We start from the raw sequence: 25,737 nt of genomic DNA on the forward strand, positions 1-25,737 counted from the left end.
CGCCCGGCGCGAATGTCAGACTGGATGGTGTGAATCTCGATGACGCCGCCGGTCTCACCGTCGGTGCCGCCGCATCCCGGGTGGGCGTCACCATCCGGACGCTGCATCATTGGGATGCCATCGGGCTGGTCTGCCCGTCCGAGCGCACCGCCGCCGGATACCGGCTCTATACGGATGCGGACCTGTCCCGGATCCAACGGGTGCTCACCTACCGTGAGCTGGGCCTACCTCTCGACGACATCAAGTCGATACTGGACGATCCGGCCATCGATGCGTCGGCATCGCTACGTGCGCAGCGCGATTCGCTTCGCGAGCGCGCTGCCCGCCTGCACCGAATGGCGGACGCCATGGACCGCATGATCGAGGCCAGAAAGTCCGGGATCCTGCTCTCGGCCGATGAGCAGGTCGCGATCTTCGGCGAGCAATGGCAACCCGGCTGGGCCGCGCAAGCACACGACCGCTGGGGCGAGACTCACCAGTGGGCCCAGTACGCCGAACGCGCCGCGGGCAGAACCGCCGAAGACTGGCAGCAGATCGCCGACGGCGTGGAGGCATTGAACGCTGATCTGGCCGCGGCCCAGCGCGCGGGAGTGCGCCCCGGAAGCGATCGGGCCAACGCTTTGGCCGAGCGGCACCGCGCATCGATCGACACCTACTTCGACTGCACCCACTCGATGCACGTCTGCATAGCCCGGACATACACCGCCGACCCGGAATTCGCCGCTTTCTACGATGCCATCGAGCCCGGACTGACCACCTGGCTCCGCGACATCATCGATGCCAATGCCCGCGCCAACGGGGTCATCCCGGAATCGGCGAGCTGGGTCTGAGTGCGGACCGGATCCAGTCCCGATAGTCGTCGTGGCCGGGGATCTCGATGGCGGGCTGCCACAAGCGATCCCACTCTGCTGCGGTTCGGCGTGGGCGGCGGCGAAACAACTCCCGCTTCCCACACGCTGCATCATCGGTCGGCGTATACACCTGCATCCACGCATGCGGAACCGATGGCAAACACACCGGTCGATCGGCGCCGGGATGCGCTGCCCCGACGGATCAGCTCGGCCTGACGGTGCATTCGAAACTGGTGTGAGTACTCGGCTGCGCAATCGTCGAGACCCGTCGATCGGCGTGCCACGATGAGGTGAGAAGACCAGTCGCAGGGAGGTGACGAAGTTGTCGGAGCGATCGGGAACCCGCGCCGATGATCCGTTCGGTGGTCGGCATCCGACCAGTCACGAACGGATGACCGGGCTGCCCTGGGATGCGTCGTACCACGACGGTCCAGCGCCTTGGGATATCGACCGGCCGCAACCAGCGATAGTGCGGGTGGCATCCGCAGGCGGATTCGTCGGAGCCGTGCTCGATGCGGGTTGCGGGACCGGCGAGAACGCTTTGTACGTTGCCTCGCTCGGCTTGTCGGTGTTCGGGTTCGATATAGCCGAGACGGCACTGGCGATCGCCCGGCAGAAGGCCCGGGACCGTGGGATCGAGGTCGAGTTCGCCGCGGCCGATGCGTTTCGGCTGGAGCGATTGGGGCGCAGGTTCGACACGGTGCTGGACTGTGGACTGTTCCACACCTTCGACGGGGACGAGCGAGCACGGTACGTGGCGAGTCTGGCGTCGGTGACCGAGCACGGTGGAACGCTGTATGTGTTGTGCTTCAGTGACATTGGTCCCGATACCGGCCCGCACCCGGTCGGTCGGGAAGAGCTGAGTGCGGCGTTCGGCTCCGGCGCTGGTTGGCAGGTCGCCGCCATCGAGCCGGACCGGATTCAGACGCGATTCCACGACGATGGTGCACCGGCCTGGCTCGCAACCATCCAACGGATCTAGACCGCGGAGCTGGTCGGCGAGGTGTGCGATCCCGTTCCGTCACTGACGCATTGGCGGTCCGGGTAGCAGGGATCCGATTGCGTTGATGTTGCTGGAGCAGTCTCGCGGTGCCAGCAAACTTTGGCGAAACAGTCGGCGGCGGTGGCGCGATCTGCTGAGTATGGCCACCGACACCCTGAACCTCGCCGAGCGACGTCAAGCGATCCGCAGACTCGTTGCGCTCTGTCACCAAGTGAATCGGCTGGTGGAGCTGGCCGAGACCGAAGCGTCCGAACCCTTGATCGCACAGGCTCATACCACGCGCCGGGTTTTGCAGGATCTGGTGCTCGATATGGTCGCGGTCGACCGGCGCTCCCAGATCTGAACCGGAATCGTCAGTGCCGCACGGAAATCCAACTCGCTGCACACCGATTCCCATCGGGGTGAGCACGCTGGCCGCACCGGGGCGCAGGCGAACGGTTAGCTGGATGCGCCGCCACCGATGTGCTGCGTTCGCCATCGATGCGCCGGGGATGGTCAGCGATCACGACCTGGCACCGGGCAGGCGTCGGCTGCCTCGGTGACCACCTGTGGTTCGCTCGACGCCACCGGACGCGCACCGTGCTCCCAGCCCGCACCGGTCACGGGCTCGGTCCGGGCCAGCGCAACCAGCTCGGCGTCCTCGAAAACCCGTCCACGACTGAGGAATCGGAGTCCTTCGGGTGATTCCAAACTGAATCCGGAGCCGCGGCCCGGCACCACATCGAGGATGAGCTGAGTGTGCTGCCACGCCGCGAACTGCGGACCCGAAATCCACACCGGCGCACAGTCATCCGGCTCCGGCTCGGTCGTGGGCAGTTCATCGGCGCGCAGGCGCAGATCGAGCAGGCCGAGCAGCACATCGCGATCGCCGACCACGAATTCACCTGCGGGATAACACATCGGCGCCGAACCGTCGCAGCAGCCGCCGGACTGGTGCAGCATCAGCGGCCCGTGCTGCCCGCGGAGGCGACGGAGCAGATCCATCGCCGCCGCGGTGGCACGCACGCGCCGGGGGACTGCGGCCATCAGAAGAAGCCTTGCGCCTTCGATGCGTAACCGACCAGCAGGTTCTTCGTCTGCTGGTAATGCTCGAGCATCATGCGGTGGTTCTCACGTCCGATGCCGGACTGCTTGTAGCCGCCGAACGCGGCGTGTGCGGGGTACTGGTGGTAGGTGTTGGTCCACACCCGACCGGCCTGGATATCACGCCCGGCCCGGTAGGCGACCGCGCCGTCGCGCGACCATACGCCAGCGCCGAGTCCGTAGAGCGTGTCGTTGGCGATCTTGATGGCATCGTCGTAGTCGGCGAACGAGGTCACCGAGACGACCGGCCCGAAGATCTCCTCCTGGAAGATCCGCATCGAATTGCTGCCCGCGAAAACCGTCGGCTGCACGTAGTAGCCGCCCGCCAGATCGCCGCCGAGGTCGGCGCGCTCGCCGCCGGTGAGCAAGGTGGCGCCCTCGGCCTTGCCGATCTCGATGTAGGACAGGATCTTTTCGAACTGATCGTTGCTGGCCTGCGCGCCGATCATGGTATCGGTATCGAGCGGATCGCCCTGCCGCACGGCCTTGGTCCGCACCACGGCCGCGGCCAGGAATTCGTCGTAGATATCGGCCTGGATGAGCGCCCGCGACGGGCAGGTGCAGACCTCGCCCTGGTTGAGCGCAAACATGGTGAAACCTTCCAGGGCCTTGTCCTGGAAGTCGTCGTTCGCGGCGAGGACATCGGAGAAGAAGATATTGGGGCTCTTGCCGCCGAGTTCCAGGGTGACCGGAATCAGATTCTGCGAGGCGTACTGCATGATCAGGCGACCGGTGGTGGTTTCGCCGGTGAACGCGATCTTCTTGATCCGCGGGCTGGCGGCCAGCGGCTTGCCCGCCTCGACGCCGAAACCGTTGACAATATTGACCACGCCGGGCGGCAGCAGATCACCGATCAGGCCGATCAGGAACAGGATCGAGGCCGGAGTCTGCTCGGCGGGCTTGAGTACCACGGCATTACCGGCGGCGAGCGCGGGCGCGAGCTTCCAGGTGGCCATCAGGATCGGGAAGTTCCACGGAATGATCTGGCCGACAACGCCGAGCGGCTCGTGGAAGTGGTATGCGACGGTATCGACATCGATCTCCGACAGCGAACCCTCCTGGGCGCGGATCGCACCGGCGAAGTAGCGGAAGTGATCGATGGCCAGGGGAATATCGGCGGCCAGGGTTTCCCGGATCGGCTTGCCGTTGTCCCAGGACTCCGCAAGGGCGATCGCGTCGAGGTTTTCTTCGATCCGGTCGGCGATCTTATTGAGGATGATGGCGCGCTCGGCAACCGAGGTCCTACCCCACGCGGGCGCGGCGGCGTGCGCGGCATCGAGGGCGAGTTCGATGTCCTCGGCGGTGCCGCGGGCGACCTCGCAGAACGTTTGACCCGTTATCGGAGTGGGGTTTTCGAAGTACTGCCCCTTGACGGGCGCGACCCATTCACCGCCGATCCAGTTGTCGTAGCGGGCCTGGAACGACATGGCGGCATCGGGTGTTCCCGGGCGGGCGAATACGGTCATCGAATCCTCCTCGATCTGCTGACTAAGGTGTGATCCAGAACACTATGAGTGTCCATGTTGCACCACGGTTGCAACAAACTGGTCAGATGCCCAATTTGCGATCGAGCAGTCGCAGCTGTGCCTCTACCTGGGCATACATCGAGGATCGGCGGTCGAGCGAGGAGAGATAGGCGGTCCACGCGGCAATGTCGTCGCGGCCGTCGACCGAACCGGTCCAGCGGGCGAGCAGGCGGCGATCGCCCGCCGTCAACAGGGCCGCGCGCAGCCGGCCACGCAACTCGGCACGCAGTTCATCGATGCCGGGTGCGAGTGAGCGGGGCAGGATCGGACCCGGATAGGCGCGCAATGCGGCCGAGGTATCGCCGCGAGCGAGTGCGCGTCGAACCTCGGCGACATCGGTATCGAGATCCAGCAGCAGCCGATAGGGACGGGAGCCGAGGCCGTTGGCGCCCAGCATCTTTCGCACCCGCGACATTTCCGCCCGCACCGTCACCGGATCCAGCTCCGATTCGTCGAGCAGCATGGCGAGGTGGTCGGCACTGAGGCCCTCGGGATACTCGGCCAGCAGCAATAGGATTTCGGCATGCCGCTGAGACAGGCGGATCGGCTCGCCGTCGCGGGTCAGGGTCGGCCGGTTCGAGCCGAGCACTCGCAGCCGTGCTGCCGGGAGAGCGAGCGGTCGCGGCGAATCGAGCATGAGCAGCCGCAGTTCGGATTCCACGGCCAGCACCGTTGCCCGGATCAGCGACAACATCTCCGGCGCCGCGACTCGCGGGCCGCCGGTGATATCGATGGCGCCGATGATCTGGCCGCCGCGCGGATCGTGCACGGGCGCGGCCGAACAACTCCATTCGTGCACCACCCGGCTGAAATGTTCGGCCCCGAAAATCTGCACATGATGGTCGAGGGCGAGTGCGGTGCCCGGCGCATTGGTGCCGACCCGCTCCTCACTCCAGTCGGCGCCCTCCATGAAATTCATTGCCAGCGCCCGATCTTTGACCTTCGAATCGCCCTCGACCCAGAGCAATCGGCCCCCCGCATCGCTGATCGCGACCAGCAGTCCGGCCTCGGCGGCATCTTCGACCAGCAACTTCCGCACTATCGGCCGAATCAGCGCGGTGGGATGGTTGGCCCGATAGCGCTGCAGTTCCAGATCGTCGATGCCCACCGCATCGCCGAAGCCGTCCGGGTCCACGCCGCAATTGCGGCTGCGCCGCCAGGAATCCAGGACCACCGGACGCACCGAATCACCGTCGGGGCGCACGGTCGGCAGCCGGTCGACGCCGTCGAGGAAGGAGCGGTGCGCCGACGACATCCGCAGTGCCAACTGCGTGAGGTCGTCATCGGGTCGAACGGCCACCCAGGGGTTGCCGTGCGCTGCTGTGCTCAATCGGTTTCCTTCGTGTCTGCCCATAACCACTGTAATGCCGGTCACATATGGCATGGCCAGGGATGGTGACTGCGACGGGCGACGCAGTGACGGTTGCACGTACGCTGACTGTTGCTCTGGGCGGGCCGCATCGATGCACGCCGCTCACCGTCTCTGCTCATCGACTGGAGTTACGTCACTTGACCACGCCAGATTCGGCAACGCACACCCGTTCCTACCCGGTCGCACACGGTTCACCGATCGATACCGACGGTCCCCGAATTGCGCTGTACTCAGCGGAATTCGCCGCGGATCCGCATGCCGCGTACCGCGATATGCGCAGTAGATACGGATCCCTGGTGCCGGTGGAACTGTCGCCCGGCGTGCCAGCCACTCTGGTGATCGGCTACTACACGGCGCTGCGCATCCTCAATGATCCCGATCATTTTCCGGCCGATTCACGGACCTGGCAGAAGAGCGTCCCCGATGACTGCCCGATTCGGCCGATGCTCGAATGGCGTCCGGCCGCAATTCGCAGCACCGGTCTCGAGCACACCCGCTACCGCGAGGCGACCGTTGCCGCACTCGTCGAAATCGACCTGTTCGCTTTGCATTCCACAGTGGAGCAGATCGCCATTCCGCTGATCAACTCCTTCTGCGAGGTCGGCACGGCGGATCTGATCAGCCAGTACGCCTTCCCGCTATCCTTCGCGGTGATCAATGCGATGCTCGGTTGCCCACCGGAAATCGGTCAGCGTGCCGCCGCCGGTATGGCCGCGCTGATCGAGGGCGTAGATGCCGCAGCGGGCAATAAGATGGTCGGCGATGCCATGTTCGACCTGGTCTGCCTCAAACGTGCAGAGCCGGGCGACGATATCGTCTCGCGGCTGCTGGCCCATCCGGCGCAGCTCGATGACGCCGAGATGATCCACCAGGTGCTCAGCTTCTATGGCGCGGGCATCGAACCGACCCAGAATCTGATCATCAATACGCTGCGGTTGATGCTGACCGATACTCGAATCGCGGGCGGCATTCACGGCGGGAGCCTGTCCACCCGCGATGCGTTGGACGAGGTGCTGTTCACCGACCCGCCCCTGTCGAACTACTGCGTCACCTTCCCGAGGCAGCCGATCCTGATCGATGGCGCGTGGCTGCCCGCCCACCAGCCGGTGGTCATCAGCATGACCGGCTGCAATAACGATCCCGCAATCAATACCGGGGTGTACACCGACAATCGCTCACATTTGGCGTGGAGCGCCGGTCCGCATGCCTGTCCGGCCCGATCGCTCGCATCGCTGATCGTCCAGGACGCCATCGATCAACTACTCGACGCCCTCCCGGAAATACACCTCGCCGTCCCCGTCGAGGACCTGAGCTGGCGCCCGGGCCCATTCCAGCGCGCGTTGGTCTCCCTCCCCGTCAGCTTCTCCAAATCCCCTCCGCTGCAAATCCACTGAATCGGTAATCCGGCGCAGCGGCTTCGGCCGCTGCGCCGGGCTAGCGCGCGGGCGACCACCGCTGACAGACTGCAAGCCTCGCTCGACCGGCTCGCCGAGCTCGTCGAGAACTAAGCCCTGGGGCGGACGATCATTCGCGAGCCGCGCGGGGACGCAGCGTCAAATCAGCTCGGCCAAGGTGGCTCGGGATCCTCTGGTGTGCAGTGAACTCAGGGCCGCGGTATAGGCATCGACGAAGCGTGGCTCATCGATCAGATCGCCGAATATCGACCGATCGGTAAGGAATGCGGTGGGATCGTCGCGCTGGCGACGGGCCAGCGGTACCAGGCGCTCGCGCAGCGCGTCGACCACCTCGATCGGTGCGCCGTCTTCGTCGATCCCCTCGGCATAACGCGCCCAGCCCGCGACTACCGTTGCGGCACAGGTGATCTCGCCGCCCGTGGCGAGTTGCCGACGGACCACCGGTAGCAGCCACTTGGGGATCCGGTCCGAGGATTCGGCGCACAGTCTGGCGATGGTATCGCCGATCGCGGGGTTGGCGAAGCGCTCGATCAGGGTGTGCTTGTATCGATCCAGGTCGACCCCGGGCACCGGGTGCAGGGTCGGGGTCGCTTCGCGGTCCATGTAGCGCATCAGGAATCGCCGGAACACCGGATCCTGCGCTGCCTCATCGACCAGCCGGTAGCCGCTCAGATATCCGAGATAGCCGAGTGCCTGGTGGCTCGCGTTCAGCAGACGCAGTTTCATCAGCTCATAGGGCGCGACGTCGCTGACGAATTGCACGCCGACCTCGTCGAGTGCCGGTCGGCCCAGCGAGAACGAATCCTCGATGACCCATTGGGTGAACGGCTCGGTTACCACCGGCCAGCGATCGGTCACGCTGTAGCGCCGCGCGAGCTCCGCCGATGTCCCCGGTGGGGTGACCGGGGTGATGCGGTCTACCATCGAATTCGGGAATTGCACCGCGCGCTCGACCCAGTCGCCCAGTTCGGGATCGCGCAGCCGTGCGAAGGCGCCGAATGTGCGGCGCGCGACGTGGCCGTTGCCCTCGATATTGTCACAGGACAGCACGGTGAACGGTGTGATGCCGCGCGCGCGACGCCGCCTCAGCCCTTCGGTGATCAGCCCGAATACCGTGGCGGGCAAGGCATTCGGGATGAGATCGGCGCGGATCTCCGGATTGTCGGCGATGAATTCGCCGGTGGTCGCCGCGAAGTTGTAGCCGCCCTCGGTAATGGTGAGTGAGACGATCCGGGTCGCCGGGGCGGCCAGTTTCTCGATGACGGCCTCGGGGTCGTCCGGGGCAAAGAGATATTCGATGATCGAGCCGACCACGCGGGTCGTCCGGTCGCCGTCGGGTGCGACGACCGACAGCGTGTACAAGCCGTCCTGTGCCGCGAGCACATCGCGCATGCGCCGATCTTCCTGGCGCACCCCGACCCCGCAGATTCCCCAGTCGCGCGCTCCACCACGCCGCAGCAACTCGTCGAGATAGTTCGCCTGATGCGCCCGATGGAACCCGCCGACGCCGAAATGCACTATGCCGCTGGTGATTCGGGAGCGGTCGTAGTTCGGTGCCGACAGGTCGGCAGGTAGGTCGCCGACGGTCGCGGCACGCAATGTGATCGATGTGGCCTCGCTCATGACACCCCTCCGACTGTTGTGTACGTCACATTCCAATGGTAACCTCTGTGAGCAATAGATCACATGCTGAGCAGATGATCAGAGTCAATGAGGAGCTCGTGTGGCCACCGAACCATCCCGGCCCGGCACGGCGGACGATGTCCGGCTGGCATTGCGGGCCGCGCAGCTCTATCACCTGGAAGGTGCGACGCAGGCCGAAATCGCGGCCAAGCTGGGTGTTTCGCGGCCGACCGCCGGGCGGCTCATCGCCCGTGCGCGAGCGCAGGGACTGGTGCGCATCGAAATCAGCGTCCCCGACGACCTGCGCTCGTCCGTGCACACGGATATCGAAAGCGAGATCGAGGCGGCATTCGGGCTCACCGAGGCGGTGGTGCTCGGAGATATTCCGGACGGCTCGCCATCGGGCCTGCAGCCCCTGGCCCGCGCTGCGGTCGGCGTACTGACCCGGCGGCTGCAGCCGACGCATACGCTCGGATTCACTTGGGGTCCGGAGACGATCGCCGTCGCGCACGAACTGCGCACCAAATCCGCGCACTGCGCGCGCGTCGTCCAACTCGACGGGTCGATGACCTCATTCGACTACCAGACCGGCGTGGACTACACGCTGGGTCGATGTGCGATGCAACTGCAGGCGACACCGGTTCGCCTGCACGCCCCGCTGTACGCCGATCCGGCGACGGTTACCGCGCTGGAACAGGATTCGGTGCTCGGGCGCGCGATCGCGCTCGGCCGCACCGCCGATGTGATGATGTTCGGCGTCGGCCCGGTCTCCACCGCCACCACCCTGTTCGAGGGCAGCTATCTGGACACGGCGATCCTCGACGAACTGCGCGGGCTCGGGGCGGTCGGCGAGATCGGCGGCCGGTTCTTCCACGCCGACGGCAGCGATATCGGGGGATCGCTTGCGCAGCGGACGGTTTCGGTCGGTCTCGACGCGATCCGGCGGTGCCCCGCCACGGTGCTGATCTCCGGCGGGCCGGTGAAACATGAAGCCGTTCTCGGTGCGTTGCGCGGGGGACTGGCCAAGATCCTCGTCACCGACGTCGAGTGCGCGCGGTGGCTGTTGGAAAGGAAGGAGGGCCTGTCCGATGCCTAGACCGAGCCCGATGAGCAGGCGGACCCGATTCGCGAAACCCGCAGTGGCGCTGGCTGTTACGGCCCTACTCGGGGTGTCCGGTTGTGCGGGGGCCGGTTCGTTCACCTCCGGCGGCCGGGACACCGTCACCATCGCCATGGTCTCCAATTCGCAGATGCGCGACGCCATCGCGCTCTCCGGTGAGTTCGAGCGCGAAAATCCCGGCACCAAGCTGAAATTCGTCTCCCTATCGGAGAACGAGGCCCGCGCCAAGATCACCGCATCGGTCGCGACGGGCGGCGGCGAATTCGACGTCGTCATGATCAGCAATTACGAGACGCCGCAATGGGCCGCGAACGGGTGGCTGGTCGATCTGTCGAGCTACGCGCGCCGGACCCCGGGCTATGACGAGCAGGATTTCATTCCGTCGTTGCAAAAGTCGCTGTCCTACAACGGCGATATGTACTCGGTGCCGTTCTATGGCGAATCGTCGTTCCTGATGTACCGCAAGGATCTGTTCGAGCAGGCCGGGCTGACCATGCCCGCCGAACCGACCTGGGATCAGATCGCGCAGGCCGCGGCGAAGCTCGACGATCCGGCCAGCGGGCGCTCCGGCATCTGCCTGCGCGGCAAACCGGGCTGGGGTGAATCACTCGCCCCGCTGAATACGGTCATCAATACCTTCGGCGGCCGCTGGTTCGACGAGAACTGGCACGCCCAGCTCACCAGCCCGGAGGTGGTCGCGGCCGTCGAGTTCTATATCGGCCTGGTCCGCGCGCACGGCGAACCCGGTGCGGCCACCAGTGGATTCGGTGAATGCGCGACACAGCTGTCCCAGGGCAATACCGCGATGTGGTACGACGCGACCTCGGCCGTCGGTGTGCTCGAGGATCCGGCATCGAGCAAGGTGGTCGGCAAGATCGGCTACGTGCTCGCGCCGACGGTGCGCAAACCCAATTCCGGCTGGCTCTATACCTGGTCGCTCGGCATTCCGAAATCCAGCGACAAACCCGACGCCGCATGGAAATTCATCTCCTGGATGACCGGCAAACCCTATATCCAGATGGTCGGTCAGCGACTCGGCTGGTCACATGTGCCGCCCGGCAGCCGCCGGTCCACCTACGAGATCCCCGAGTACAAGGAGGCTTCGAGGGCCTATGGGCCGCTGACCCTGGCGGCGATGTCGGGTGTCGATCCGGAACATCCCACCGTGCAACCGGTTCCGTACACCGGTATCCAGTTCATCACCATTCCGGAGTTCCAGGATCTGGGAACCCGGGTGAGCCAGCAGATCAGCGCCGCGGTCGCGGGCCGGATCAGCGTGCGGGCCGCACTCGACCAAGCACAGCAGTATGCCGAGACCGTCGGCAGGTCGTATCGAGGGAACCAGTAGTCATGTCCGAAACAATCACTGCCCCTGCGGTATCGTCGTCCGCCGGATCCCCGCCCGTGACCGAGCTATCGCATCGGATTTCACGCGCCGAGGCCTGGCGACGCCGCGGACCGCTACTGCCCGCGCTGATCTTCATGATCGTCGTCACCCAGGTGCCGTTCGTCTTCACGCTGTACTACTCGACGCAGTCCTGGAATCTGGTCCGGCCCGGATCCCGGCACTTCACCGGATTGCAGAACTACGCGGATGTGTTCCGCGACAGTCAGTTCCGGCAGGTCGCGTTCAACACCGTGATCCTGATCGTCGGCACCGTCATCATCTCGGTGGTGCTGGGGTTGCTGCTGGCATTGCTGCTGGATCGGGCCTTCTTCGGCCGCGGCGTGGTGCGCACCTTGCTGATCACCCCGTTCCTCGTGACACCCGTTGCGGCGGCGCTGATCTGGAAGACGACGATGCTCGATCCGGTCTTCGGGCTGGTCAATTTCGTATTGAAACCGTTCGGCGTCGGTCAGACCGACTGGGTGAGCAAATATCCGCTGCCCGCGGTGATGGCGGATCTGGTCTGGCAGTGGACGCCGTTCATGATGCTGCTGATCCTGGCGGGGCTGCAATCGATGCCCCGCGACATCGTGGAGGCCGCCAGGGTGGACGGCGCGAATTCCTTTGCGGTCTTCCGAGAACTCACGCTGCCGCATCTACGCCGGTTCATCGAACTCGGTGCGGTACTTGGTGCGATCTATCTGGTCAACACCTTCGACGCGGTGTACATGATGACCTCGGGCGGACCCGGCATCGCCAGTTCCAATCTGCCCTTCTACATCTACCAGCGCGCATTCCTCGGCTTCGATATCGGCCAGGCCGCCGCGATGGGTGTGGTCACCGTCATCGCCACCACCGTGGTCGCAACCTTCGCGCTGCGACTGCTGTTCAAGACATTCACCGGGAAGGAGGCGGCGGCATGAACGCGCGCAAACGGTCCGGCCTGATCTGGAGCGTCCTCGCCTGGGTAGTCGGCATCGGCATGTTCTTCCCGGTGCTGTGGATGGTGCTGACGGCGTTCAAACAGGAGGGCGACGCCTATACCGACCCGCCGAAGCTGTTGTTCACCCCGACGCTGGACCAGTTCTCCGCCGTACTCGACAGTGGCATCGGCACCAGCCTGTTGAACTCCACCTTCGCGACCGTGGTGTCGACGGCGCTGGTACTGGCGCTGGGCATTCCGGCCGCCTTCGCACTGTCGCTGCGACCGGTGCGCAAGACGCGCGACGCGCTGTTCTTCTTCATCGGCACCAAGATGCTGCCGGTGGTCGCGGCGATCGTGCCACTGTATGTGATCGTCGGCGATATCGGACTGCTCGACAATATCTGGGCGCTCGTCATCCTATACACGGCAATGAATCTGCCGATCGCGGTGTGGATGATGCGCTCGTTCTTCCTGGAGGTGCCCGGCGAACTGCTCGAGGCCGCGAGCATGGACGGTGCCAGCCTGGTGACCTCGGTGCGCGAGGTGATCTTGCCGCTGGTCTCACCCGGTATTGCGGCCACCGCGCTGATCTGCGTCATCTTCTCCTGGAACGAATTCTTCTTCGCCGTGAATCTCACCGCGGTGCAGGCCCAGACCATGCCGGTGTTCCTGGTCGGATTCATCACCGGTGAGGGCCTGTACTGGGCGCGGTTGTCCGCGGCCGCCGTACTCGCCGCGCTGCCGGTCGTACTCGCCGGTTGGCTCGCGCAGAACAAGCTGGTGCGCGGGCTGTCCTTCGGCGCCATCAAGTAAGGAAAAGTCAATGGCCACAATCCGTTACGACTCGGCATCCTGCGTCTACCCGGGCGCCGACACGCTCGCGGTCGATGCGCTGGATCTGGATATCGCCGACGGCGAATTCATTGTCCTGGTTGGACCTTCGGGCTCGGGCAAGTCGACCGCCCTGCGCATGCTCGCCGGGCTGGAGGAGATCGACGCCGGATCGATCCGGATCGATGGCGCCGATATGGTCGGTGTGCCGTCCAAGGACCGCGATATCGCCATGGTGTTCCAGAACTACGCGCTCTACCCGAACAAGACCGTCGGGGAGAATATGGGTTTCGCGCTGAAGATGATGAAGGTGCCGTTGGCCGAACGCAAGAAGCGCGTCGCCGATGCCGCCGAATTGCTTGGCCTGACACCATATCTCGACCGCAAGCCCGCCAAACTGTCCGGCGGACAGCGTCAGCGGGTCGCGATGGGCCGCGCCATCGTGCGCGAGCCACGCGTGTTCTGCATGGACGAGCCGCTGAGCAACCTCGACGCCAAGTTGCGCGTACAGACCCGCACCCAGATCGCCGCACTGCAGCGCCGCCTCGGCACCACCACCGTCTATGTCACCCACGACCAGGTCGAGGCGATGACCATGGGTGATCGCGTTGCCGTACTGCGCGATGGCAAGCTGCAGCAGTTCAGCACCCCGGCCGAACTCTACGATCGGCCCGCCAACGCCTTCGTCGCCGGATTCATCGGCTCGCCATCGATGAATCTGTGCACGGTGCCCGTCGTGGCAGACGGTGTCCGGCTCGCCGACACCACCGTCGAACTGCCACGCACCCGACTGGCCCGCCTCGCCGAGGCCGGACTCGACACCGTGACCATCGGCATCCGGCCCGAGCAGCTCGAACTGCGCCGCGACGGAACCGGTTTCGGCGTCACCGTCGAGCTGATCGAGGAGTTGGGCAGCGAATCCTATGTCTACGCCCGCGTCCCCGACTCCCCGCTCACCGGTCTCGACGGTGAACAGCTCACCTTCGTGGCTCGCTCCGCCGACCGGGCGCCCGCCGCGCTGGGTGAATCGGTGACGATGCGCGTGCGTGACACCGCCTCGGTGCACCTGTTCCACCCCGTGCACGGAACCCGGATCCCGGGCTGAGAGGTTATTCACCGACGAATAGCCCCGATCGCCGCGGCCGAATGTTTCGGCGCAATGACATTCGGCGCTCCGGATCGCGTGCACCACAGGGAGTTGCATCACCATCTCGGGCGAGCTCGCGCACAATCGTGGCGACGGGAATATCCTCGAAGTAACTGGTTGATTGTTGTATCGAGGTCGTCGTGGCGCACATCGATCCGCTTTCCACGCAACGCGAGCTGACCTCAGGGTTCGCGGCGGAATTGGACGCTGCCGGGTTCACCGACGCCGTCGAGATCGGACGCGGCGGTTTCGGGGTGGTGTATCGCTGCGCCCAGCCCGCACTCGATCGCACGGTGGCCATCAAGGTGCTCACCGCCGATCTGGAGTCGGAGAATCTCGAACGATTCGTCCGCGAACAACTCGCCATGGGCAAACTCTCCGGACATCCGAATATCGTCAGCGTCTTCGAGGTCGGCTCCACCGCGACCGGACGGCCCTACATCGTGATGCCCTATCACTCGCACGGTTCACTGGACGCCCGCATCCAGCAGCACGGTCCGGTCGGCTGGCAGGAGGCGCTGCATATCGGGGTGAAGATCGCCGGTGCCCTGGAAACCGCGCACCGGCGCGGCATGCTGCACCGCGATGTGAAACCCGGCAATATCCTGCTGACCGAATACGGTGAGCCGCAGTTGGCCGATTTCGGCATTGCCCGGCTGGTCGGTGGTTTCGAGACAACAGCAGGCACCATCACCGGCTCACCCGCCTTCACCGCACCCGAGGTGCTGCAGGGACACGTCCCGGATGTGACCGCCGACATCTACAGCCTGGCCTCGACCCTGTTCTGCGCCAGCACCGGCCACGCGGTCTTCGAACGACGCAGCGGCGAACAATTGGTCGCACAGTTCCTCCGCATCACCAAGCATCCGATTCCGGACCTCGGCGACGCGGGTCTGCCCGCCGATGTGACCGCCGCGATCGAAGGCGCGATGTCCCGCGAGCGCGACGAACGGCCGTCCAGCGCAGCCGATTTCGGTGAACAGCTGCGCGAGATCCAGGAACGGCACGGTCTGCCGCCCGACGAGATGCCGATCCCGCTGCCCGCCGCCGAACCCGTCGGACAACGCCCGACACCCACACCGCCCGCGACCGGTCGCCGCCGCACTTCCGGAATGCGCTCGACCATCACGCCGCCCGTGCCGGCCACGCGATTGCGGCCGCCGGTGGCCAACCGCCCGCTGGTCGACCGGCAGCGGCTCATCGCACTGCTGCAACAGGGACGCAACCGCAGGCTCGCGGTCATCCACGGCGCCACCGGATTCGGCAAGACCACCCTCGCCGCGCAATGGTGCCAGGCGCTGAGCGCGGACGACGTGGCGGTGGCCTGGCTGACCGTCGACAATGACGACAACAACGTGGTCTGGTTCCTCTCCCACCTGATCGAAGCCATCCGCGCCGAACGGCCGTCGCTGGCGCGCGAACTCGGCGAACTGCTCGAAGAACACGGCGACGAATGCGAACGCTATGTGTTGACCTCGCTGATCAACGATATCGACCGGCGCGGTGAACAACTCGTCGTTGTCATCGACGACTGGCACCGCGCCACCGATCCCGCGACCACCCGCGCGCTGCGGTATCTGATCGAAGGCTGTAGTCCGACACTGCATGTGGTGATCACCAGCCGCAATCGGACCGGGCTGCCGATGAGCTCGATGCGAGCCCGCGACGAGCTGGTCGAAATCGGCCCTGACGCACTGCGTTTCGATGTCGAGGAGGCGTACCTTTTCCTGGTGGAGCTGGGCGGGCTGGAGCTGGATCGCGGTGATGTCGAGGATCTCACCGAATCCACCGAGGGCTGGGTCGCGGCACTGCAACTGGCGGCACTGTCGCTGCGCGGCAGCGATGATCCCGGCGAGCTGATCAGCCATCTGACCGGACGCCATCACGCCATCAGTGAATTCCTGGTCGAGAACGTCCTGGACACGCTGGAACCCGGCATGCTCGACTTCATGGTGGCGACCTCGATCACGCCGCGGATCTGCGGTGAACTCGCCTCGGCGCTCACCGGCGAAGTGGATGGGCAGGCCATGCTGGAGCAGATCGAACTCCAGGATCTGTTCCTGCGCAAACTCGATGACGGCAACTGGTTCCGATACCACCACCTGTTCCAGGACTTCCTGCAGCAGCGGCTGGAACGTGATCGTCCCGAACGGATCACCGAACTGCACCGGGCGGCGTCACGGTGGTTGGCCGAGCATAGGCATGTCAGCGAGGCGGTCGATCACGCCCTGCTGGCCGAGGATGAGCAGCGGGCCATCGAGATCGTCGAACGCGACGGTATGTCACTGCTCGAGTACGGGCAGTTCGCCACCCTTATCGGTCTGGTCAACAAACTGCCCGCCAGTATTATCGAAACCCATCCTCGGCTGCAATTGGATCTGGCGTGGGCGAATATCCTGCTGCACCGTGCCGGACCGGCCGCACGCGCACTGCGGCTGGCCGAATCGAATGTGGACAGCGGTGAATTCGACGGGGAAACAACGGCGCGACTGCGTGCCGAGGCCGGTGTGGTGCATGCGGTGGTACAGGTGCGCGCGGATGTGCTCGCCGGTGTCGACGATATGCTGGCCGCCTGCTTCTTCCGGGCCGAAGAACTGTCACCGTATGTGGTCGCGATCGGGGCGAATGTCGCGACCTTCGCCGCCGGCTATCGATACGACTTCGACGAGGCGTTGCGCATTCAGGAGTGGTCCGCGCCGTATATGCGGCAGAACAAGGGTTTCTACAACAACGTCAACGGTTTGTGCTTTCTCGGACTCGCCGCGAGCCTGCAGCTCGATATCACCAGGGCCGAGCAGTACTTCCGCAGGGCGATGAAGGTGGCCAAACAATCCGGCGGAAGTCACTCCTACGGCGCGCGCCTGGCCGGATCCCTGTTGGGCGAATTGCTGTACGAACGTGGGGAAGTCGCGGAGGCGGAACGGTTGCTCGATGAGGGGTACAAACTGGGCCCCGAGGCGGGCGTTGTCGATTTCAAGTTGGCGCGCTACGTCGTCGGGGCCCGCATCAAAGCGTTGCGCGGAGATCGCGCGGCCGCCATTCGCAGGTTGAACGAGGGTGCCCGCGTTGCCCGTTCGATGTCATTGCCGCGATTGGGCGCGGAGGTGGAGAACGAGCGGCTGCGGCTCGGTCTACCGCCGCATCCGGAATTCGGCCCGCTGCCCGTCGTCGAATATGGGAATCGCCGCAAGCCGGTGGACCCGATCGACGAATTCACCATACTGTATGAGGAATTCACCGCGATCCGGCTGCTGCTCACCGCGGGATCGCCGGAAAAGACCGAACTCGCCTGCACCTGGGCGCAGGAGTGGGTCGACCTGCTCGAATCGGTCGAGCGTCCGAGGGAACTGCTGAAGGCGCGCCGATTGCTGATCGCCTGCCTGGCCGCCGCGGGCCGCACCGATGCGGCCAAGACCCTGCTGGTAACGGTGGCCGCCCAGTGTGCCGAACTCGGGTCGGTCCGCTATCTGCTCGACGGGGGACCGTATGTCGTGGCCACGATCGCCGCGGTGCGCGAAGATCAGCTCGCGGACCGCTGGCGTCCCGAATGGCCGGACGTACCAGCCGAATTCCTGCTCGCATTGGTCAATGCCGATGCGGCCCAAACGATCTGACGCAAATATCGTCGGCCCGAATCACTCGCCCGCGGGGACACTGGTCGCGGCGAGCAGATCGGTGACCCGATGGGCGGGCATCGGCCGGTGGAACAGCCAACCCTGCGCGGTATCGCAGCCGAGTGCGGCGAGCCGGTCGGCCTGATACCGCGTTTCGACGCATTCGGCGGTCAGGGTGTAGCCGAGGGCGTGGGTGAGTTCGACGATCGATTCGAGTACGAGCAGATCGGTGGCGCCGGGGGATTCCGGGGTGCGGATGCAGCGGATGAACGGGCCGGCGAGTTTGACGCGTCGAGCATGGTCTGCGCGACCTCGGCCGTCCGGTCGGATGTGTTGACCTGGGGGACCAGGATGACGAATTCATCGCCGTCCATGCGGGCGACGAGCTGGCCGGGACGGGCCCGGGCGCGCAGCCGGGCCGCGGCCTGGATGAGCAGTTCGTCGCCGACCGCGTGCCCGAAGGTGTCGTTGACGAGTTTGAAGTGGTCGAGGTCGATATAGCAGAGGCCGAATGCGGCGCTGGGATCGGCGAAGGCGGCGGTGAGTGCGTCGATGAACTTCGTTCGGTTCGGCAGGCCGGTCAGCCCGACGATATTGATTCCGCGCCCGAACAATCCGGCGCCTACGGTGGTGTCGCCCGCAAGAACTCAGTCGAGGCAGCGCCGTAGCGCAGCAACCACGAAAGGCCATGCGGCGGAAGCGGGATCGATGAGTTCGAAGTGCCCGGTATCCGGCAGTTCGACGAGTTCCGCACCGGATTTCGCGCAGTATTCTCGGGCCATCTCGATCGGCAGGCGCTGGTCCTTATCACCGTGTACGACGACGACCGGGATGTCAGCGGTGCCGAGCAGCGCGGGATCGGTCGCGGCGTAACGCTCGGGCAATTCGTCGGGGCCGCCACCGAGCAATTCGGCCACCGCACCTTCGCCATTGGCGCGGTGATAGGCGTCGACCAGGTTCGCCGCCGGGGCCAAGGCGACGACACCGGCGACTCGCGGTGCGGTCTCGGTGCGCCAGCTCGCGCCGGTCGGCAGGTGATGGCGTAATGCTGCCCAGAGGGCCAGGTGGCCGCCTGCCGAATGTCCGACGTATGCAATGCGGTCCTGGTCGATTCGGCCCGGACGGGCGTCTTCGATCAACGTGGGCAGTACATCGAGCGCCCGCGCCGCATCGTCGAATGTGCCCGGCCATCCGCCGCCGTTGCCGACCCGCCGGTACTCGATACTCGCGACCACATATCCGAGCGCGGCGAACGCCTGTGCCTCCGGGCGGGCATGGGTGCGGTCGATCGCCGCGCGCCAGAATCCGCCGTGCAGGACGAATACCAGGGGTGCCGGATCGTTCGTTGCGGGCAGGTACAGGTCGGCCACCTGGTCGGGGTGGGAGCCGTAGGCGATGGTGGTGTCGATGGTCATCGATCCATCAAACGCCTCGCGGGCGGTGCTACAGGCTGAAGGCGATGGCGCGCAGGACGAGCACGACAATGAAGACCACGGTGAAGGCCAGGTCGATCGATAGCCCGCCCATGCGGATCGGCCGCAGATACCGGCGGACCGGCGCGATCACCGGTTCGGTCCAGGTATGGGTCAGGTCGCGGGCGCGGTTCACCCAGCTGGGGTGGTTCCCATCGGCCAGCACCCCGATCCAATCGAATACCAGCCGGGCGAGTAGCAGCAGGATGAATAGCGTCAGGGCTAACCCGAGCAAAGTTCCGATAAGGTGCATGTCGAACTCCTTCGTGGGTGGCCTTCTACCAGTATCAACGTGCGAGACCGACTGGGAAGTGTCCCATTCGTCGGGTTCTCAGCCGACTATCAGGTCGGTTAGCCTGTCTCGATGCGCCGACCGCTCCGATATCTGCCGATAGCCGTCCTGTTGACCATGAGCTGGTTGCTCGCCACCGGGCCCATCGCGACGGCGCAGGAGGCGTCCCGGTTGTTCACCGTGCAGCAGTCGGGCGTGTTACGGGTGTGCACAACCGGCGACTACCCGCCCTACACCCTGCGCGAAGAGGACGGCACCTACCGCGGCGTCGACATCGCACTCGCGACCGACCTCGCCGCCACCCTTCATGTTGTTCCACAATGGATCTCGACGACCTGGTCCACCCTGACCGACGATTTCCTCGCGCAGTGCGATATCGCCGTCGGCGGCATCTCCGATACCGCGGCCCGCCGCCGCGTCGCCGACTTCTCCATCGCCACATCCATCGACGGCAAGACCCCGGTCACCCGGCGCGCCGATGCCGATTCCTACGCGACCATCGAGCAGATCAACCGTCCGGAGGTTCGGGTGATCGTCAATCGCGGCGGCACCAACGAAGCCTTCGCCCGCGCCAATTTTCCCGCGGCCCAACTCACCATCTGGCCCGATAACCTCACCATTTACGACCAGATCGAACAGCGCAACGCCGATGTATTCGTCACCGATTCGGTCGAGGGCCGTTATCGCCAACGTACCCACCCCACCCTCCAAGTCCTGCACCCGGACGCCCCCTTCGACTCGGCCCCGAAGGCGTACCTCCTGCCGAAGGGCGACACCCTCTTCAACGCCGTCGTCAACACCTGGCTCGAGTCCGAAATCCGCAGTGGCAGAAGCAATCAGCTGCTGACCGACTGGATCGGCTGATACCGGGCTAGGTGTGCGCCGGCAGCACCGGCCCGTTGGCACGCACCCGCAGCTTCTCACCCTGCGGTCCGAAGAGATGCAGGATCTCGACCGTCCGGTCATCGGCGGGACCGAACCAGTGCGGCTCGTTGGTGTCGAACTCGGCGACCTCACCCGGGCGTAGCACAATGTCGCTGTCGCCGAGGATCAGCCGTAGCTCGCCCGCGAGCACATAGAGCCATTCGTATCCGGCATGGGTGACGAGCTTCGGTGGTCGCGGTGCAATGACCTGTTTGAAAACCTGCAGGCGGCCGGGATATTGGGTCAGCGGCACGACAATGCTGCCGCTGCGGCGGTGTCGGCGCGGCGCTAGATGGACGCGCGGATCGCCGGTGGCCGGTGCGGCGATGAGCTGGTCGAGTGCGACGCGGTGTGCCTTGGCGAGTGGCAGCAGTAGCTCGAGGGTTGGGCGTCGCTTGCCGGATTCGAGGCGAGACAGCGCGGTCACCGAGATGCCGGTCACGGCGGACAGGGCCTCGAGAGTCATGCCGCGATCCCGGCGCAGCGTGCGCAGCCGCGGGCCGATGGCGTCGAGTAGCTGAGCCAGGTCATCATCCACTCGACCATTTTGCGGTTTCCGCAAATTAACTGCCAGTTAGACGATCGCTGCCGCGATCATCGGGTGCCCGATTCCGAATCGTCGACCGGAGATGACCATGCCTGTGCACGCCCCACGCCCGCCCATCAGTGCACGCAGGCGGTGGACCCTGCTGGCCGTCTGCTGCCTGAGCCTGTTCCTGGTCGGGCTCGATACGACGATCGTCAATATCGCGCTGCCCTCGATCGGATCCGGATTACGCGTGGGGACACGCGATCTGGAGTGGACGGTGGACGCCTACACCCTGGTGCTGGCGGGTCTGCTGATCTCGTCGGGGGCGATCGCCGATCGTTTCGGACGACGACGAGTGTTCCGATGCGGACTGGTCGTCTTCGGCGTGGCCTCGGTTGCGTGCGCAGTGGCACCGTCGATTGGTGTGCTCATCGCGGCCCGTGTTGTCCAGGGCATCGGTGGTTCGATGCTCAGCCCGGTGGCGCTCGCGATCGTGATCAATGCGATCACCGAACCCAAGGAACGGGCGCGGGCGATCGGGGTGTGGGCGGCGATCTTCGGTCTGAGCATGGCCGTCGGGCCCACGCTGGGTGGTGCGCTCATCGCGGCTCTCGGTTGGCGATCCGTATTCTGGATCAATGTGCCGGTCGTCCTGGTGGCCCTGGTACTGACCACGGTATTCGTGCCGGAATCTCGTGCGGTGCAAGCGCGTCGGCTCGACGGTCCCGGCCAGGTGCTGCTGATCACCGTTGTCGGCGGCTCGGTGGCGGTGCTGATCGAGGGGCCGCGGTTCGGGTGGGGGTCCGGTGCGGCGTTGGTTGGATACAGCTGCGTGGTGGCGGCGACGCTCGGTTTCGTGTGGTTCGAGTCGCGGCGGGACGAGCCGCTGATGGATCTGCACCTGTTTCAGCGGGTTCAGTTCACTGCGGCTGTCGTCGGCGCGGTAGTGCTGTTCGTCGCATTCAGCGCGACGTTGCTGCTGAATACCCTCTATCTGCAGCATGCGCGAGGCATGAGCGCGGTCGCGGCCGGTGTGGTCACCTTGCCACTGGCAGTGGCCGCCACCGTCTGCGCGCCGTTGTCGGGAGTTCTCGTCGGGCGGGTCGGTCCGCGGCTGCCGCTGCTGTTGGCGGGCGGCTTCATCACCGTCGGTGGTCTCTGCCTGGTACGCCTCGATGACCACACCAGTCTTGCCTTACTACTGCTGGCCTACTTCCTGATCGGTGTCGGCTTCGGCTTCGCGAACGCGCCGATCACCAACACCGCGGTGAGCGGTCTGCCCGCCGACCGGGCGGGTGTGGCGGGTGGGATCACCTCCTCCGCAAGGCAATTCGGTGCGGCACTCGGTATCGCCATCGCGGGCGGCATTGTCACCGGCGCGGCGGATAGCGCGCTTGCGCACGCGTCTCGACCGGGGTGGATCGTTGTCGCGGTGTGTGGGCTGCTCGTCGTTGGTGTCGGGAGAGTGTCTGCCCAGCGCGCCGCTGTGCGAACGCCGCGTCAGGTCTCGGTCGCCGGGACACCCGATTGACAGCACCAGGTCGAGCTGCCAACGTATCGAAGGACATCGGGGTCCTGATTCGGCTTGGTGCCTCGGTATCGGCGAATCGGAGAGTGCTTGATGGGGTTTTTCCAACCCGACCTGCCCGTGGTCGATATGGCGGAGTGGAGCAAGGGCACTCGCAGCGAGCGGATCCGCCCGATGGCCCGGCACTGGGCCGAGGTGGGGTTCGGGACGCCCGTCGTGCTGCATCTGTTCTACGTCGGCAAGATCTGTCTCTATATCCTCGGTGGCTGGCTGATCTCCCTGTGCACCAGAGGGATCGATGGATTCACCGGTGTCGGTGACTGGTGGTCCGAGCCGATCGTCTTCGAAAAGGTGGTGCTGTACACGCTGCTGTTCGAGGTGGTCGGGCTCGGTTGCGGCTTCGGTCCGCTGAATAATAGGTACTTTCCGCCGCTGGGATCGATGCTGTATTGGTTGCGGCCCAGGACCATTCGGCTTCCGCCGTGGCCGTCGGTGGTTCCGCTGACCAAGGGGACCGGCCGCACTCCGGTGGATATCGTGCTGTACGCGGCATTGCTGGTGATGACCGCGGTCGCATTGTTCTCCGATGGCACCGGTCCAGTACCGGAGTTGGATACGGCCGTCGGACTGCTGCCGGTGTGGCAGATCGCGGCGATTCTCGGTCTGTTGGCAGTGATCGGGCTGCGCGATAAGGTGATTTTCCTGGCGGCGCGGGGCGAGGTCTATGCGACGCTGGCGGTCACCTTTCTCTTCGCCGCCGATATGGTCGTCGCGGCGAAGTTGGTCTTCGTGGTGATCTGGATGGGTGCGGCGACCTCGAAGCTGAACAAGCACTTTCCGTTCGTGGTCTCCACAATGATGTCGAACAGTCCGGTATTCCGGCGAAAGTCGCTCAAGCGCAAGTTCTTCGAGAATTTTCCCGATGACCTGCGGCCCGGACGCTTGTCGCGCATCTTCGCCCACGGCGGCACGGCCGTCGAGATGGGCATTCCGTTGGTGCTGTTCTTCTCCCATGGTGGCTGGTTGACCGCGGTCGCCGCAATCGTGATGGTGTGCTTCCACCTGACGATCCTGACGGCGATTCCGATGGGTGTGCCGCTGGAGTGGAATGTCTTCATGATCTTCGGCGTGCTGGTGTTATTCGTCGCGCACGCCGATCTCGGTCTCGGCAGTCTGCAGCACCCGGTGCCGGTGCTGCTGCTGTTCCTCGTGATCGTCGGCATCGTGATCGCCGGAAACCTTTTCCCACACCAGATTTCGTTCCTGCCCGGTATGCGCTACTACGCGGGCAACTGGGACACCACGATGTGGTGCATCAAACCCTCGGCCGCCGAGAAGATCAACAAGGGCATTGTCGCGATCGCCAGCATGCCGCAGGCCCAATTGGAACGGTTCTACGGCAAGGACCGAGCGGCGATCCCGATATTCATGGGCTACGCCTTCCGCGCCATGAACACTCACGGCCGAGCCCTGTTCACCCTGGTCCACCGCGCCATGCCAGCGGGCCGCGAGGACGAATACACCATCACCGACGGCGAACGCATCTGCAGCACCGCGGTCGGCTGGAACTTCGGTGACGGCCATATGCACAACGAACAACTCATCGCCGCCATGCACGAACGCTGCCACTTCGCCCCCGGCGAAGTCCGCGTTGTCCTCCTCGACGCCCAACCCATCCACAAACAAACCCAGTCCTACCGCCTCGTCGACGCCGCCACCGGCGAATTCGAGCGCGGCACAGTGCATGTCGCCGATATGGTGACCCGCCAACCCTGGGCCGACGACGTCCCCGTCCACGTCCTGGAGGGCTCCGATGAGCCCTGACCCGCTGGTCCTGTCGCCCGAGGCGACGACGTCCGGACAGACGTGGGATCCGTTGCTACCGCGCCCCGCCCGAGCGCTATCCACTGGCCGCGCCGACGCCGCTGGGGCCACCGTGGTGCCGTACCCGATCGTCGAGAATGCGCTGGTGCAGGTTCGTTCTCGACGTTTACCTGCGTGAGCGCATGGTGATCGCTCGTCCAGGGCGATCCGGCGCGGTTCACCTGCCACGGTGACACCATCCGCGACAGCGGTCTGCCCATTCTCGAATACGGTCGGTCGTTCCGCTCGGGGGAACTGATCTGTGCGAGCCGGACCACCGGCATGAAGTGCGCGAATACCCGCACCGGCCACTGGTTCGAACTCGCGCGAGCGGAGTATCGGCTGGGCTGACCACGCGGCGGCGGGGCCGGAGCGTGTACCGGGTCTCGGTCCTGGCTGGCAGATCCCGGGTAGCGCACGCCGGTCAGTTTTTCGGATACTTCCCACGGCACGGCACGGCACGGCACGGCACGGCACGGCACGGCACGGCACGGCGCGGCACGGCACGGCACGGCACGGCACGGCACGGCACCTTCGATGGGTGGCGTCGGCGCGTCGCGCACGCACATCCGCGACTGGGCGGTGGTGACACGATTGGCGCCCGTCCGTGGCACGGTGGGCGGCGCATATATGTTCGTAGGTGCCGGTCGACGAGAGAGGGCAAGATGCGATGCACTGGGATCAGATGAGTGCCACGCCCGATGATCTGCTCGAGCGGGCGACGCGGGGGCGGCGCAGTGTCGGGCAGCTCGGGGTGCTCGCGTCGATTATCGAGGCGGCGGACGGTCCGTGGCTCGGTGCGCTGGATGCCGATGGGCGGGGTGCGGCGGAGCTGCGGATGCATCTGGCCGGGCGATATCGGCTCACGGCGGTGGTGACCAGTGCCGGGAAGTTCGACCTCGTGCAGCTGAACTCCGCGCAGGGCGGGGAGCGGGTGCTTTCGTCGAAGCCTTCGGTCCGCCGCGGTTGGGATTCCGATGAGCCCATGCCGAAGCAGCCCGGGTGGCTCGATTATGTCGTGAAATGGGTCGGGATCGCGAGTTCGGAGGTCGACCGTCGCGCGGTCGTGGAGTGGCGGCTGCAGGGCGCCGACCGGAAGTTGGCGGCCATGCACGATACGGTCGAGAATCTGCGCGCCAGCCTGCGGGAACGCGAACAGCTGCGCGATGAACTGGCCGCCGAGGTCGCGGCATTGCGCACCGAGCTGGAAGCTCTCACCAGGGGTGAATGAG

24 protein-coding genes and 1 pseudogene are annotated in these 25,737 nt (G+C 65.4%); 16 read left to right on the forward strand and 9 right to left on the reverse strand.

Annotated features, from left to right (window positions below):
* The first annotated feature begins 29 nt into the window (after positions 1 to 29).
* From ABZ293_RS13845 to ABZ293_RS13855, 3 genes are all read left to right on the forward strand, one after another.
* Positions 30 to 830, forward strand: coding sequence for a MerR family transcriptional regulator (locus ABZ293_RS13845; RefSeq protein WP_355180430.1), 801 nt, complete (start codon positions 30 to 32; stop codon positions 828 to 830).
* 343 nt (positions 831 to 1,173) lie between these two features.
* Entirely contained in the window at positions 1,174 to 1,833 is a 660-nt protein-coding gene (locus ABZ293_RS13850; protein ID WP_355180432.1) for a class I SAM-dependent methyltransferase, read from the forward strand.
* 160 nt (positions 1,834 to 1,993) lie between these two features.
* Positions 1,994 to 2,197 carry a hypothetical protein gene (locus tag ABZ293_RS13855; protein WP_355180434.1) on the forward strand — a complete coding sequence of 68 codons (204 nt, stop codon included), beginning with the start codon at positions 1,994 to 1,996 and terminating at the stop codon, positions 2,195 to 2,197.
* 152 nt (positions 2,198 to 2,349) lie between these two features.
* On the opposite strand, the gene ABZ293_RS13860 is transcribed toward ABZ293_RS13855, so the two are convergent.
* The 3 genes from ABZ293_RS13860 to ABZ293_RS13870 form a co-directional block, all read right to left on the reverse strand.
* Positions 2,350 to 2,880, reverse strand: a complete 531-nt coding sequence (locus ABZ293_RS13860) for a DUF779 domain-containing protein (RefSeq protein ID WP_355180436.1) — start codon at positions 2,878 to 2,880, stop codon at positions 2,350 to 2,352.
* On the reverse strand, positions 2,880 to 4,403 hold the full coding sequence (adh, locus tag ABZ293_RS13865; RefSeq protein ID WP_355180438.1) for an aldehyde dehydrogenase: 1,524 nt from the start codon (positions 4,401 to 4,403) through the stop codon (positions 2,880 to 2,882). Before adh ends, ABZ293_RS13860 begins: the two co-directional genes overlap by 1 nt.
* 82 nt (positions 4,404 to 4,485) lie before the next feature.
* On the reverse strand, positions 4,486 to 5,718 hold the full coding sequence (locus ABZ293_RS13870; RefSeq protein ID WP_355180772.1) for a transcriptional regulator: 1,233 nt from the start codon (positions 5,716 to 5,718) through the stop codon (positions 4,486 to 4,488).
* A 254-nt stretch (positions 5,719 to 5,972) separates the two neighbouring features.
* Here ABZ293_RS13870 and ABZ293_RS13875 point away from each other — a divergent pair, with 254 nt between their 5' ends.
* The gene (locus ABZ293_RS13875; RefSeq protein ID WP_355180440.1) at positions 5,973 to 7,229 is read left to right on the forward strand and encodes a cytochrome P450; all 1,257 of its coding nucleotides are present in this window, start codon (positions 5,973 to 5,975) and stop codon (positions 7,227 to 7,229) included.
* A 159-nt stretch (positions 7,230 to 7,388) separates the two neighbouring features.
* Here the strand turns inward: ABZ293_RS13875 and ABZ293_RS13880 are convergent, their stop codons facing one another.
* The gene (locus tag ABZ293_RS13880) at positions 7,389 to 8,873 is read right to left on the reverse strand and encodes a mannitol dehydrogenase family protein (RefSeq protein WP_355180442.1); all 1,485 of its coding nucleotides are present in this window, start codon (positions 8,871 to 8,873) and stop codon (positions 7,389 to 7,391) included.
* Between the two features lie 100 nt (positions 8,874 to 8,973).
* Here ABZ293_RS13880 and ABZ293_RS13885 point away from each other — a divergent pair, with 100 nt between their 5' ends.
* From ABZ293_RS13885 to ABZ293_RS13910, 6 genes are all read left to right on the forward strand, one after another.
* Complete coding sequence (locus tag ABZ293_RS13885) at positions 8,974 to 9,969, forward strand: sugar-binding domain-containing protein (RefSeq protein ID WP_355180444.1); 996 nt, start codon at positions 8,974 to 8,976, stop codon at positions 9,967 to 9,969.
* 10 nt (positions 9,970 to 9,979) lie between these two features.
* Entirely contained in the window at positions 9,980 to 11,341 is a 1,362-nt protein-coding gene (locus ABZ293_RS13890) for a sugar ABC transporter substrate-binding protein (RefSeq protein WP_355180446.1), read from the forward strand.
* A gap of 2 nt (positions 11,342 to 11,343) precedes the next feature.
* Positions 11,344 to 12,303, forward strand: a complete 960-nt coding sequence (locus ABZ293_RS13895) for a sugar ABC transporter permease (RefSeq protein WP_355180448.1) — start codon at positions 11,344 to 11,346, stop codon at positions 12,301 to 12,303.
* Positions 12,300 to 13,118 carry a carbohydrate ABC transporter permease gene (locus tag ABZ293_RS13900; protein WP_355180450.1) on the forward strand — a complete coding sequence of 273 codons (819 nt, stop codon included), beginning with the start codon at positions 12,300 to 12,302 and terminating at the stop codon, positions 13,116 to 13,118. The genes ABZ293_RS13895 and ABZ293_RS13900 overlap by 4 nt, the downstream gene beginning before the upstream one ends.
* 10 nt (positions 13,119 to 13,128) lie before the next feature.
* Entirely contained in the window at positions 13,129 to 14,241 is a 1,113-nt protein-coding gene (locus tag ABZ293_RS13905; protein ID WP_355180452.1) for an ABC transporter ATP-binding protein, read from the forward strand.
* 182 nt (positions 14,242 to 14,423) lie between these two features.
* Positions 14,424 to 17,897 carry a protein kinase gene (locus tag ABZ293_RS13910; protein WP_355180454.1) on the forward strand — a complete coding sequence of 1,158 codons (3,474 nt, stop codon included), beginning with the start codon at positions 14,424 to 14,426 and terminating at the stop codon, positions 17,895 to 17,897.
* 21 nt (positions 17,898 to 17,918) lie between these two features.
* Here the strand turns inward: ABZ293_RS13910 and ABZ293_RS13915 are convergent, their stop codons facing one another.
* The 4 genes from ABZ293_RS13915 to ABZ293_RS13930 are packed head-to-tail and all read right to left on the reverse strand — an operon-like array spanning position 17,919 to position 19,622.
* A complete protein-coding gene (locus ABZ293_RS13915) occupies positions 17,919 to 18,164 on the reverse strand; it encodes an EAL domain-containing protein (RefSeq protein WP_355180774.1) in 246 nt (81 codons plus the stop codon).
* Positions 18,068 to 18,511 (reverse strand): GGDEF domain-containing protein, encoded by a 444-nt coding sequence (locus tag ABZ293_RS13920; protein ID WP_355180456.1) that lies wholly within the window; start codon positions 18,509 to 18,511, stop codon positions 18,068 to 18,070. The genes ABZ293_RS13915 and ABZ293_RS13920 overlap by 97 nt, the downstream gene beginning before the upstream one ends.
* Before the next feature lie 33 nt (positions 18,512 to 18,544).
* Positions 18,545 to 19,312: an alpha/beta hydrolase gene (locus ABZ293_RS13925; protein WP_355180458.1), complete on the reverse strand. Its 768-nt coding sequence runs from the start codon at positions 19,310 to 19,312 to the stop codon at positions 18,545 to 18,547.
* A 28-nt stretch (positions 19,313 to 19,340) separates the two neighbouring features.
* Positions 19,341 to 19,622, reverse strand: a complete 282-nt coding sequence (locus ABZ293_RS13930) for a YggT family protein (protein ID WP_355180460.1) — start codon at positions 19,620 to 19,622, stop codon at positions 19,341 to 19,343.
* A gap of 111 nt (positions 19,623 to 19,733) precedes the next feature.
* Between ABZ293_RS13930 and ABZ293_RS13935 the strand changes: the two genes are divergently transcribed.
* Positions 19,734 to 20,525, forward strand: a complete 792-nt coding sequence (locus ABZ293_RS13935; RefSeq protein ID WP_355180462.1) for a transporter substrate-binding domain-containing protein — start codon at positions 19,734 to 19,736, stop codon at positions 20,523 to 20,525.
* A gap of 7 nt (positions 20,526 to 20,532) precedes the next feature.
* On the opposite strand, the gene ABZ293_RS13940 is transcribed toward ABZ293_RS13935, so the two are convergent.
* Positions 20,533 to 21,111: a helix-turn-helix transcriptional regulator gene (locus ABZ293_RS13940; protein WP_355180775.1), complete on the reverse strand. Its 579-nt coding sequence runs from the start codon at positions 21,109 to 21,111 to the stop codon at positions 20,533 to 20,535.
* A gap of 109 nt (positions 21,112 to 21,220) precedes the next feature.
* Here ABZ293_RS13940 and ABZ293_RS13945 point away from each other — a divergent pair, with 109 nt between their 5' ends.
* The 5 genes and pseudogenes from ABZ293_RS13945 to ABZ293_RS13965 all read left to right on the forward strand — a co-directional run bounded on the left by ABZ293_RS13945 (position 21,221) and on the right by ABZ293_RS13965 (position 25,736).
* Positions 21,221 to 22,645: an MFS transporter gene (locus ABZ293_RS13945; RefSeq protein ID WP_355180464.1), complete on the forward strand. Its 1,425-nt coding sequence runs from the start codon at positions 21,221 to 21,223 to the stop codon at positions 22,643 to 22,645.
* 90 nt (positions 22,646 to 22,735) lie between these two features.
* Positions 22,736 to 24,466, forward strand: coding sequence for a DUF3556 domain-containing protein (locus ABZ293_RS13950; RefSeq protein ID WP_355180466.1), 1,731 nt, complete (start codon positions 22,736 to 22,738; stop codon positions 24,464 to 24,466).
* Entirely contained in the window at positions 24,456 to 24,644 is a 189-nt protein-coding gene (locus tag ABZ293_RS13955; protein ID WP_355180468.1) for a hypothetical protein, read from the forward strand. Before ABZ293_RS13950 ends, ABZ293_RS13955 begins: the two co-directional genes overlap by 11 nt.
* Before the next feature lie 53 nt (positions 24,645 to 24,697).
* A pseudogene (locus tag ABZ293_RS13960) lies at positions 24,698 to 24,856 on the forward strand (DUF6636 domain-containing protein); the annotation flags it as partial.
* Between the two features lie 334 nt (positions 24,857 to 25,190).
* Positions 25,191 to 25,736 (forward strand): hypothetical protein, encoded by a 546-nt coding sequence (locus ABZ293_RS13965; protein WP_355180471.1) that lies wholly within the window; start codon positions 25,191 to 25,193, stop codon positions 25,734 to 25,736.
* Position 25,737: the final 1 nt, after the last annotated feature.

It is taken from the genome of Nocardia sp. NPDC005998, from assembly GCF_040614395.1.
Lineage (GTDB): Bacteria > Actinomycetota > Actinomycetes > Mycobacteriales > Mycobacteriaceae > Nocardia.

Bases quoted from the DNA above. Each gene is read 5' to 3' on its own strand.
- ABZ293_RS13855 (WP_355180434.1), top strand. From the start codon at position 1,994: ATGGCCACCGACACCCTGAACCTCGCCGAGCGACGTCAAGCGATCCGC.
- ABZ293_RS13860 (WP_355180436.1), bottom strand. From the start codon at position 2,880: ATGGCCGCAGTCCCCCGGCGCGTGCGTGCCACCGCGGCGGCGATGGAT.
- adh (WP_355180438.1), bottom strand. From the start codon at position 4,403: ATGACCGTATTCGCCCGCCCGGGAACACCCGATGCCGCCATGTCGTTC.
- ABZ293_RS13870 (WP_355180772.1), bottom strand. From the start codon at position 5,718: ATGTCGTCGGCGCACCGCTCCTTCCTCGACGGCGTCGACCGGCTGCCG.
- ABZ293_RS13880 (WP_355180442.1), bottom strand. From the start codon at position 8,873: ATGAGCGAGGCCACATCGATCACATTGCGTGCCGCGACCGTCGGCGAC.
- ABZ293_RS13890 (WP_355180446.1), top strand. From the start codon at position 9,980: ATGAGCAGGCGGACCCGATTCGCGAAACCCGCAGTGGCGCTGGCTGTT.
- ABZ293_RS13895 (WP_355180448.1), top strand. From the start codon at position 11,344: ATGTCCGAAACAATCACTGCCCCTGCGGTATCGTCGTCCGCCGGATCC.
- ABZ293_RS13900 (WP_355180450.1), top strand. From the start codon at position 12,300: ATGAACGCGCGCAAACGGTCCGGCCTGATCTGGAGCGTCCTCGCCTGG.
- ABZ293_RS13905 (WP_355180452.1), top strand. From the start codon at position 13,129: ATGGCCACAATCCGTTACGACTCGGCATCCTGCGTCTACCCGGGCGCC.
- ABZ293_RS13925 (WP_355180458.1), bottom strand. From the start codon at position 19,312: ATGACCATCGACACCACCATCGCCTACGGCTCCCACCCCGACCAGGTG.
- ABZ293_RS13930 (WP_355180460.1), bottom strand. From the start codon at position 19,622: ATGCACCTTATCGGAACTTTGCTCGGGTTAGCCCTGACGCTATTCATC.
- ABZ293_RS13935 (WP_355180462.1), top strand. From the start codon at position 19,734: ATGCGCCGACCGCTCCGATATCTGCCGATAGCCGTCCTGTTGACCATG.
- ABZ293_RS13945 (WP_355180464.1), top strand. From the start codon at position 21,221: ATGCCTGTGCACGCCCCACGCCCGCCCATCAGTGCACGCAGGCGGTGG.
- ABZ293_RS13950 (WP_355180466.1), top strand. From the start codon at position 22,736: ATGGGGTTTTTCCAACCCGACCTGCCCGTGGTCGATATGGCGGAGTGG.
- ABZ293_RS13955 (WP_355180468.1), top strand. From the start codon at position 24,456: ATGAGCCCTGACCCGCTGGTCCTGTCGCCCGAGGCGACGACGTCCGGA.
- ABZ293_RS13965 (WP_355180471.1), top strand. From the start codon at position 25,191: ATGAGTGCCACGCCCGATGATCTGCTCGAGCGGGCGACGCGGGGGCGG.